Annotated in this window: 6 protein-coding genes; 4 read left to right on the top strand and 2 right to left on the bottom strand. The window is 42.2% G+C overall.

The genetic code is table 11. The features are described from left to right. A partial coding sequence (locus ACEW80_RS02890; RefSeq protein ID WP_373525151.1) for a diflavin flavoprotein occupies window positions 1-1,466 on the top strand: 1,466 nt, incomplete at its 5' end. Window positions 1,467-1,821: 355 nt separating this feature from the next. Here ACEW80_RS02890 and ACEW80_RS02885 read toward each other — a convergent pair. After that, window positions 1,822-3,423, bottom strand: coding sequence for a peptide ligase PGM1-related protein (locus ACEW80_RS02885; RefSeq protein WP_373525150.1), 1,602 nt, complete (start codon window positions 3,421-3,423; stop codon window positions 1,822-1,824). Window positions 3,424-4,146: 723 nt separating this feature from the next. Here ACEW80_RS02885 and ACEW80_RS02880 point away from each other — a divergent pair. Further along, window positions 4,147-5,037, top strand: a complete 891-nt coding sequence (locus ACEW80_RS02880) for an SDR family oxidoreductase (RefSeq protein ID WP_373525149.1) — start codon at window positions 4,147-4,149, stop codon at window positions 5,035-5,037. A 297-nt stretch (window positions 5,038-5,334) separates the two neighbouring features. Continuing rightward, window positions 5,335-5,592, top strand: coding sequence for a hypothetical protein (locus tag ACEW80_RS02875; RefSeq protein ID WP_373525148.1), 258 nt, complete (start codon window positions 5,335-5,337; stop codon window positions 5,590-5,592). A gap of 69 nt (window positions 5,593-5,661) precedes the next feature. On the opposite strand, the gene mgtE is transcribed toward ACEW80_RS02875, so the two are convergent. Beyond that, on the bottom strand, window positions 5,662-7,062 hold the full coding sequence (gene mgtE, locus ACEW80_RS02870; protein ID WP_373525147.1) for a magnesium transporter: 1,401 nt from the start codon (window positions 7,060-7,062) through the stop codon (window positions 5,662-5,664). Between the two features lie 898 nt (window positions 7,063-7,960). On the opposite strand from mgtE, the gene ACEW80_RS02865 reads away from it, so the two are divergent. Then, entirely contained in the window at window positions 7,961-11,038 is a 3,078-nt protein-coding gene (locus ACEW80_RS02865) for a PA14 domain-containing protein (protein ID WP_373525146.1), read from the top strand. Window positions 11,039-11,304 lie beyond the last annotated feature (266 nt).

Raw genomic sequence — 11,304 nt, 5'->3', positions numbered from 1 at the left:
TAATCCTCGGTCATTTTAATCCCAACCGAGTTGCAACCCTCAAAGCAATTTTAGAATTAGCACCACAGGTAACTTTTGTTTGTTCTCTTCCGGGTGCAGCTAATTTGCGTAACGCTTTTCCAGATGACGCACTACAAATTTTAGTCATGCGTGGGAAAGAAACTTTAGATTTAGGTCAGGGTCACATTTTAAAATTCTTGCCTATTCCCAGTCCTCGTTGGCCAGAAGGACTTTGTACCTACGACCAGCAAACCCAAATTCTCTACACAGATAAGCTATTTGGCTCTCATATCTGTGGCGATGATGTGTTTGATGACAACTCGGAACCATTGAAAGAAGATCAGCATTACTACTACAACTGTCTGATGGCTCCCCAAGCTCAACACGTAGAATCAGCTTTGGAAAAAATATCAGATTTGCAGGTGAGAATGTATGCTCCGGGTCACGGGCCATTGGTACGGACTGGTTTAATTGAACTGACCAAATCCTACGCTGAATGGAGCAATGCTCAAAAGGATCGGGACATATCTGTGGCTCTACTTTATGCCTCAGCTTATGGCAATACAGCCATCCTCGCCCAGGCCATGGCTTTGGGATTGACTAAAGGCGGAGTTGCAGTGCATTCGATTAACTGCGAATTTGCCACCCCGGATGAAATCCACGCTGCAATCGAAAAGTCTGATGGCTTTGTGATTGGTTCTCCCACTATCGGCGGTCATGCACCGACTCCCATTCATACTGCGTTGGGGATCGTATTAACAGTTGGCGATAGCAACAAACTCGCAGGTGTTTTTGGTTCTTATGGCTGGAGTGGCGAAGCCTTTGAATTAATTGAAGGTAAACTCCGGGATGCTGGATATCGCTTTGGCTTTGAGACTTTGAAGGTGAAGTTTAAACCTGATGAGGTGACGCTCAAGCTTTGTGAAGAAGTCGGCACAGACTTTGCCCAAGCATTGAGAAAGGCTAAAAAGGTGCGCGTACCACAACAAACCGCTACTCCAGTGGAACAAGCTGTGGGTCGGATTGTGGGTTCGGTCTGCGTGATTACAGCAAAACAAGGAGAAGTGTCCACCGGGATGCTAGGCGCTTGGGTTTCTCAAGCTACCTTTAATCCACCTGGACTAATTGTTGCTGTTGCCAAAGACCGAGCGATCGAATCTCTGATGTATGCAGGCGGAAAGTTTGCCTTAAATATTCTATCTGAAGGCAATCATCAAGACTACATGAAGCATTTCCGTAAATCTTTCGCGCCTGGAGAAGACCGATTTGCCAACTTTAATACAGCAGTCGCAGATAACGGTTGTACCATCCTTACCGACGCTTCGGCATATTTGGAATGCTCAGTCAACCAACGTTTAGAATGTGGCGATCATTGGGTTGTGTATGCAACTGTGGATGAAGGTAAATTACTCAAGCCTGATGCCGTGACTGCTATCAACCATCGTAAAACGGGGACTCATTATTAAATAGTGAGTAGTTCACTCTAACAAAACCGCTTTAGCCCAAATTAAGGGGTTTAAAACCCCATCCCCAATGGGTTGCTTGTTTTGTGTTGGGGTCTAAATCCCCATTACAAAACATAATTGCGTTAGCGGTAGCGGCGCGTTTAGCGCATTGCGAATTGCGAATTGTTTAAAGCGTTTCCCAATTACATGAAATACACCCCACCTGCGCTGTCGCGCACCCTCCCCTTAGTAAGCTACGGTGTACACAGAAGTCTTATTACCCCCCTTAATCCCCCCTTGTAAAGGGGGGAGACCGGAAATCTAGTTCCCTCACCTTTGCAAGGGGAGGGTTAGGGTGGGGTAAAACCTGTGTTTTTTAGCTATATTCATCCCAAACCACGGGAAAGGAGTAATCTGAAAACGCCGAAAAACCGTGATTGTCGCTGCGGGTTTCTTGATCCAGAACTTTGACGACTTTGTTATAAATATCTTGTGCCTGTTGCGGAGAATCACCGATGCTGGTTAATCCCAACTTGCCAAACTGTGAAAGGCAACCCATAAGATGAAACACTGTACCCGTTTCAGGACCGCTATCGAAGTGCAGTCTGTGGTGAGCGATGATATCCATTAAATCATTAGGTAATAATCCCTGATAGCGCTCTTTTTGCAGATTATCAGTGGCAATATAGTATTTTGGACGACCTTGCTGACTGTAAAATAAGCCTGTAGAAAGGTCATAACGACCATTGGTTAATAATTTCAGGGTCATGAATGGATGAGTTGTGCCACCTTTACGCAGGTTAATTTCGATCGCCTGAATATCCCACTCTCCATTACCCTTGTCAACGGTGATAAAATCTACACCAAATCGCTCTAAAGTACCTTTCTCTGCTAGCTTTCTGCCAACTTGTAATCCCAATTGCTGTAATTCCAAGCGATATCTTTCATCAGCAGGAAAGCTGCAACCAAGATAAATCTGACCGTCTGGGCCTCCGAGAATTTGGTCATGGGTTGAAAGGATTTCTACTTCGCCAGTGGGTGTAATCCGTCCTTGGACACTGGGCGATCGCTTAATTTCCCCTTCGACAAATGCTTCGACAATTGCCCCTAACTCAGAAATTCGCCCAGAAAAATTCTCCCAACTCTCTTGTTTTGCTTGAAAACGCATTGTTGAGAAGCGATCGCTAATTGCTGCTACCCTTTCGCCATGAGTACCTTTACCTGGTGCGACATTCTCAATTGGTCTAAAATCTAGCAGCGCATTCCCTTCTCCCGAAATGCCTTCGTTGAGTTTCACCACTACCCGTTGTAATGTCGGTTGTCGTTCCCACAAATCACTGGTAGCTTCCGCTAAATCTGTGTGGTTCCAAATTTTTTCGCTGCCATCTGGATGCGGTACTCCGCTTTCCTTGAAGATTTGCCGACTACCACTTTTTGTCCCCCAAATCTGTAAATCTGGTGCGGCAGCATACAAAGGTACACCCAATTTTACAGACAATTCGCCTTCCCAGTGCGAAGAGTTGTAGCAGATCATAAATGATTTATCTAGCCTCAAAGCTTGATGAATCCGTTCTAGTAAGCGGGGGCGTTCTAAAATCTTTTGGCTGAGGGGCTTCAGGGAAGAATCGTAAGTAGAAAGTAGCAGCAAGCGATTGCGAGCATGAGAAAAGGGAATTCCTGGCAACAGTTGCAGATAATAATCAATGATACTGGGATGCAGTGGTACTGATGTTACATAAACCAGCCGAGTTTGGGGATTCTGCAACCGAATTAAGGAAAATAGTAATCTTTCTTCATAATGTTCGCAGCCTTCAATCTTTTGGAGCTCGCGCTGGTCGAGACTCAGGGAAGGAATAATTAAAATATCTGCTTCACTGTTGTCAAATAGCTCGATCGTTTTCCAGCGATCGCGCAGGGTTAATTGTAAGTGGCGAAACTTTTCAACCTGCTCTAACTCAGAAATATTTACTGTTGCCATAGCCCTTACCCTGTATCCAACCCAATACTGCTCTACTACTCTGTATATCCCAAGTCAACCCTCTTTAACAGAATTTAAAATTAAAAATTAAGAACCTCATAAAAATATTTAAAGGTTTGAGACATTGCGTTAAGCAAGTCAGAGAAACTTGACAAGAAGTGCGAAAAGTTTCTTTGAAGATATGGGCTTAAGTTAATTTAAACAAAAATGGCAATAATAGCAAGCATTTTTATAGCCAGAGAGAAATAGGTAAAAATCTATATTTTCATTTACCGAAAATGCCACAATTTTAGAGTTACAACATGATGATATAGACAAATTTGGTAATTCTCATTCCTTTAATTTATTTTATGTCTTAAGGGTGAATAAATTTTAACTTTTTTCCCTCTAAGGAGCGATAAAGTACTGCAATATATATAGTTAACTTGAAAGTAGGTGAAAAAGAGGAATCTTTTATCACATAAGAGTTGTATACTTGTTTTTCGTGGTCAAATGTGAAGATAAACTAAGTCGCGTACACTTATCGGCAATAATTACCTTTGGCAAGTATCCGGGGTATAAACGACTAAAATTGCAAATGGTAAGTGGGAACCAAAGCAAAAAATAAACCTTGGGTTACATTTTCGATCCAAGGTTTACTTTTGGGATTGGTGAACCGTTTTCCCAATACCTAAATACTTAATACCCAATTGTATTCAATATTTAATTACCAAGACAAAACCTATGCCTAAATCAAAAGAGCCAAAAGAGCCAAAAGAGCCAAAAGAAAAAAAATTACAACCGCCACAGCAACAAGAAGCACCAGGTGTTGAATCAGAGATGACACCAAAACCCAAAGCGGATGATGCTCAGTATCGGGGTAGTGGCAAGTTACAAGATAAAGTAGCATTAATTACGGGTGGAGATAGTGGTATTGGTCGTGCTGTAGCGATCGCATTTGCTAAAGAAGGTGCAGATGTGGCGATTCTTTACCTGAACGAACACGACGATGCGAAAGAAACAAAAGATTTGGTAGAAAAACAAGGGCGTCGTGCAGTAACTATTGCAGGCGATATTGGCGATGAAACCTTTTGTCAGCAGGCTATCCAACAAACAGTTGATGAGTTTGGTAAACTCGATATTCTGATCAACAACGCCGCTGAACAACATCCTCAAGAAAGTATCGAGGAAATTACTAAAGAACAACTAGAGCGGACTTTCCGCACTAATATATTTTCAATGTTTTTCATGACTAAAGCTGCAATGAAGCATCTAAAAACAGGCAGTTCTATCATCAATACCACATCGGTAACAGCTTATAAAGGGAACCCACAACTACTAGATTACTCCTCTACAAAAGGTGCGATCGTTGCCTTTACTCGCTCGTTATCACAAAATTTGGTGTCAAAGGGAATTCGTGTTAATGCTGTCGCACCAGGGCCAATTTGGACACCTCTAATTCCCTCAACTTTCCCCAAAGAGAAAGTCGAAACTTTTGGTAAACAAGTACCAATGCAACGAGCTGGACAACCAGAAGAAGTTGCTCCCAGTTATGTATTTTTAGCCTCCGATGATGGTTCTTACGTTTCTGGTCAAGTGTTACATATCAATGGGGGGGAAATTGTCAACGGCTAATTAGTCATTGGTCATTGGTCATTGGTCATTGGTCATCTCCGATAATGAATGTAGAGACGCGTTAGCGCAGCGGGACGAAGTACAATTTCGCGTCTCTACAAGGGTTCTGCATAACGCATATTTAATTTCTGGAGATGTCTATTAATTATTCACTTTAGAAAAATGACAAATGACTAATGACAAAGAAATAATCACTTCTAACTCTACCCTAATTGTCATCCATTGGAGGGAGGAGTTAATGTTGAAATATTGTTAATCTATCTAACAGCAAACATTTAAGAAATAACAACTACGTCTATGGCATCTCCAACACCACTGCATGGCACCGAACTAGTAGATTGTGCTAGAGCAAATGCCAAGCAAGGAATTGAAACTGCTGCTTATCAATGTGGCTATGGTGAAGACCTCAACAAATTTGCCCAAGAACTCAGACAAGCTTGTGAAGAAATGAATTTACAAGTCAAAGAACTCAGCGGATTGATTACTGACCAAGACATGATACTACAATTGGGTACTGGCGAAATTGTTGCTCCAGATACAGCATCAGAATTGTAAAAGTTAGTCATTTGTGCTTTGTTATTCACAAATGACAAATGACAAATGACAAATGACCAATGACTCTTTTCATAATTTTAAAATTACCCGCGCTAAATTGAAGTAAATTAAAACGCCCACGACATCGACTGCTGTAGTGATGAATGGTGCTGACATCAATGCTGGATCTAAACGGAGGTAGCGAAACAGAAACGGCAGTGCTGAACCGGAGATAGAAGCTAAAATAGAAATAGCTACTAGACTAACGCCTACAGCGATCGCTACTTCTAATTGTCCTTGGAGAAAATAAGCCCAGACAGTAGCGATCGTCCCTAACATTCCTCCCAATAATGCCCCAGCGATCGCTTCCCGGCCAATTACTTGCAATGTACTAAGCGATCGGATTTCATCAGTGTTCATCCCGCGAATCACCACTGTGGAAGATTGGGCACCCACATTACCACCAGTACCAGTCAACAAGGGGATAAACGCCGTCAGTGTTACCACTTTTGTCAAAATATCTTCTTGCGACTTAATAATTGTTCCTGTGATGGTATTGGTTACAAGTAAGACTAATAACCAGACAACCCGCTTCCGAGCAATTTCCAGTAAATTCATCTGAAAATAGTTGTCGCCCCCCGACTGCACACCACCACCCAAGGCATAGATATCTTCGGTGGTTTCTTGTTGCAAAATATCAATCACATCATCCACAGTAACAATACCTACTAGACGCTGTTCTCGATCTACCACAGGTACAGCCAGAAAATCATATCTTTGGATTAATCTTGCAACTTCTTCTTGGTCTGTATCAGTGTGGACAAACACCACATCACGGGTCATACTTTCGCCGATAATTTTTTCAGGCTGAGACGTCACCAACTCCCGTAACGATACAATCCCGGTTAAGCGTCTTTCCGCATCAGTGACATAAAGATAATAAATTATCTCACTGGCATTAGCTAAGTTGCGAATTCGCTCTAGGGCTTGAGATACTGTAAAGTTTTCTTTCAGCGAGATTAACTCAAGCGTCATGATTCGCCCAGCAGTATCAGCTTCATAACCCAATAGTTGGGCTGTAGCTTGACGTTCCGCCGGACTCAGTTGTTCTAGCAGGCGATTGACGACTTTTGCTGGTAATTCATCAAATAACCTAGCTCGGTCATCTGGCGACATTTGATCGACAATATCGCGGACTTCCTGACTTTTAAGTTCCCCAATTAATCGTTCTTGTACACTGTAGTCGAGATATTCATAAACCTCGATCGCTTCTTGCTTAGAAAGCAAGCGAAAAGCCAAAGCGTGCATTGCTTCTGGCAAACCCTCAATCGCCTCGGCAATATCCGCAGGCTGTACAGGCACGAGAATAGCTTTTGCTGCCTGCAAGTCTCCTGCTTCTAGGAGCATTTGCAGCTGAGTCCGCACTAAATCTCGCAATTCCCTGCGTGAGACATTTTGAATGTTAGGGTTTAAATTGTTTGTCTCGGTCAAAGTCCACTTTCCTCAGCCAGGTTAAACAAGGTTGCTGCCCTTAGTCTAGGGGAAAGTGGGAATGTCAACGTCAAACTTGTAACTTTTTTGACTTGAATAAATTGATAACTTTTGTAAATTAACAAAATAATCAGGGTTTCGGCTGAATAATTGCGATCGCCAGATAGCTGACCTACAGCAATGTTACTAGAAAAGTAGATGATTTAGGGATTGCAACGGATTATATTCCCTACTTATAGCTATTTTTAGTTGGTTTAACTCCAGATTTTCGTAGAGGCACGGCAAAACTTTTCCAGCCGCTGACTTTAGGTTATGACTCTATCTCTGTTAGTTCATGTAACAAAAATATAAATTAACAGTCAACATGAAGCGATGGATTAATAATACTTTTTTAAATCTTTAAATATAGACAATTTCTTTATACAACTTTTATATGATTAATAATTATGCAGATAAAAAACATGGGATTATTATTTATGTTGGTAACTTTATTTAAACATTATCAAAACTTTCACATACCTTTAAAAATCTATCGCTCAATGTAAATATTTAGACAAAATTCCGCAAAGCGTAGCGTTAACCGTGTCCGCGTAACCCCACGGCGAAGCAAGCAAGCTACGCGCAGCTTCCGCACTGGAGCATCTGGGGTTTTCTGAATTTCTTGATAGAGATTAATAAAGACTGATTCGCCCCTGAAATAATCTCTAGTAATTTTGGTTATACACAATTTTCCTATATATCTGCTTTTAGGGGAGATATAGGAAGGTATGTCATATCAGCATTAATATATTTTCATTAACAACATTGCACATTTTCTTTCAAAAGATTCAATATAAAACTAATTCTAAGCTACTGATTATGGCATTAGTTTTATTACTACTGTGAGGCATATATCTCGATGAATAAGTTACAAGGTCTTAATCAACTGTCGCCAACATCTCCAAGTCCAGTAATTGGTGCTCAATCTTCTCTAGCAACTATTGATCAGCTACAACCGAGTATTTCCGCTCGGGCTAGCAGCAGCGTGTTTTCTGAAGGAGATGGACTCAAAGCAGAGTATTACGACAACAGAGACTTTACCAATCTGAAGCTAACTCGCACAGATGCGACAGTGAACTTTGACTGGGGTAGGAGTTCTCCAAATCCGTTGATAACAGGTGCAGATACCTTCTCAGTGCGTTGGACAGGTTTTGTAGAAGCTAAATATAGCGAAACTTACAACTTCTACACCACTAGTGATGATGGTGTGCGACTGTGGGTCAATGGTCAGCAAATTATCAATCGCTTTGTCAATCAATCTGCCACAGAATACAGCGGCTCAATCAGACTAGTTGAAGGTCAAAAGTACGATATTAGACTTGAGTATTACGAAAATCAATATGATGCCGTTGCCAAACTCGCTTGGTCAAGCAACACTCAGACCAAAGAATTCATTCCCCAGTCTCAACTATATAGTGCTGTCAACATAGCTAGTAGTGGCAACGGACTCAAAGCAGAGTACTACGACAACAGAGACTTTACCAATCTGAAGCTAACTCGCACAGATGCAACAGTGAACTTTAACTGGGGTAGGAGTTCTCCAGATCCTTCCCCAACAAGTCCTTCCAGAATAGGTGTAGATACCTTCTCAGTGCGTTGGACAGGTCAAGTGGAAGCTAAGTACAGCGAGACTTACAACTTCTACACCACCACTGATGATGGTGTACGGTTGTGGGTCAATGATCAGCAAATTATCAATCGCTTTGTCAATCAATCTGCCACAGAATACAGCGGCTCAATCAGACTAGTTGAAGGTCAGAAGTACGATATTAGACTTGAGTATTACGAAAATCAATATGATGCCGTTGCCAAACTCGCTTGGTCAAGCAACACTCAGACCAAGGAATTCATTCCCCAGTCTCAACTGTATTCACAGGCCATCATCACCTTAGGATCAGCTTCTACGACTGTGAACGAATCCGATGGTAGTGTGTCCATTACTGTGCTACGAGGTGGTGATTTAAGCGGCATATCTTCAGTCAAGTATGCCACTATAGCTGGTACTGCCACAGCAGGAGTTGACTACGGGAGTGAAGGCACGGAAAGCGCTGGAACAATTATTTTTGCGGCGGGGGAAAGCAGCAAACAGATAACCATTCCTATCCTGAATGATTCATTAGCAGAAGTAGATGAAACCTTTAATTTTGTTGTTGATCAGTCAGAAGGAGCAAATCTAGGAACTCAAAGAACTGTTGGAATTACGATTCAAGATAACGATCGCTCTGACCTAGACTTTACTCAGCCAATAGTTAATGAAGGTGTTGGTGCTGCTATAGTAACAGTTACACGAGGTAACGCTTCGGCGGTTGCTAGCGTCAACTACATAACTGTGGATGGGACTGCTAAAGCTGGCTCTGACTACCAAGCTCAGACTGTACCTAAAACCTTGAGTTTTGCAGTCGGAGAAATCAGCAAAACCATTTCTATCACCCTGATAAATGACACCATTGGGGAACCAAATGAAACATTTAATTTGAGGTTTAGTAACGCAGTTGGGGTGCAACTAACTACCCAAGAAACAACTATCAGTGTTATCGATAATGACCCTGGTAATTTTGTTTCAGAGACGGTGGCTTCTGGTTTAATTGAACCTACAGCTTTTGACTGGACACCTGACAATAAGCGGATGTTCATTGCCCAAAAAGATGGGGTAGTGCGAGTGTTAAACAATGGCACATTATTATCAACGCCATTTATCGATATTTCTGGACAGGTAAATAACACGCGCGATCGCGGTTTGTTAGGCATGGCTGTACATCCAGATTTTGGCCAAACTGCAAACGGCAAAAACTACGTTTACTTGTTGTTTACCTACGATCCAGTAGAAACTAATCCCAACAATCCTAAGAACAATCCCAATACCTCATTAGACAATCCCGATCAGAGGGGGAACCGGACTGCGCGGCTAATTCGGGTGACAGCAGACCCCAACAACGACTACAAAACTGCGATCGCAGGCAGCGAAGTTGTACTGCTGGGCAAGAATAGCATTTGGGATAATATTGTTCGTCCCGATAGCAACAGCACAAATGTTAACCTTAACCACGCACCATCAGGAATTCTTAACAGAGATACTGACAAGCCGTTTACCAGCTTGGAGGATTATCTCAATAATCTCGATAAAGTCCAAAATATTCAGGATTTTATCGCCACCGATAGTGAATCTCACTCAGTTGGAACTGTGCGTTTTGGAACCGATGGTTCTCTATTTGTCAGCCTTGGCGATGGCACTTCCTACAATGGCACAGACGCACGAGCAGTTCGCGTCCAGGATGTCAACAGTCTATCTGGTAAAATCTTGCGGATTGACCCGATTACTGGTGCTGGCCTATCAAGTAATCCTTTTTATAAAACCGGTGATGACCTCAATAGCAACCGTTCCAAAGTTTATAACTTAGGTCTGCGTAACCCCTTCCGTTTCACAATTGATGAGCGCACCAATACCCCTTATATTGGTGATGTTGGCTGGTATACTTGGGAAGAAGTTAATGTCGGAACACCAGGAGCTAACTTTGGGTGGCCGTACTATGAGGGTGCTAGAAATTCAGCAGGCAATAACTTCAGCCGACAACAAACAAAGTATCGTGACCTACCATCAGCGCAAGAGTTCTATAATAGTGGCAAACCTGTTACAGCACCAACTTATACCTACCCTCATCTTGGTAATTCTGCTTCGATCATAGTAGGTGATTTTTATACAGGCAATACTTTCCCCTCAATCTATAAAAATGCCTTATTCGTCGGTGATACGAGTCGAGGAACTATTGATGCTTTGACGTTGAATAGTGAGGGTAAAGTTGTCTCGGTTCGGCAGTTTGCTTCTAGTTCGGAAATACCTGAGATAGGAGTACCTGTACAAATTAGCGTTGGAGAAGATGGCAATTTGTACTACGCAAACTTAATTTCAGGTGAGATTAATCGCTTCCGATCTGTTTAGAGATAACTTGAAGAAGGCAGGAGGAATATCTAAGGAGATTTAACTCCTGCTAACATCATGTCCGGCTGATTAGTTGTGGTTGCAAACGAGAAGTATCAGTGAACAGTTATCAAACAGAATTCAGTAGTCAGGAGTCAGAATTCAGCAATGTTTTCTGTACGAGTGGCGGACTTCGGCGTGAGCGCTCAGTCGAACGCTAAATAAGCGGGTTTAAGGCACCCACAAAACAAGAACATTTGGTGGTGCAACAATTAACAATTCAGTGG

The sequence above is a fragment of the Nostoc sp. genome (assembly GCF_041747015.1).
GTDB lineage: Bacteria > Cyanobacteriota > Cyanobacteriia > Cyanobacteriales > Nostocaceae > Nostoc.
The sequence above is the reverse complement of the archived record's forward strand: the minus strand, read 5'-3'. Positions and strand labels throughout refer to the sequence as shown.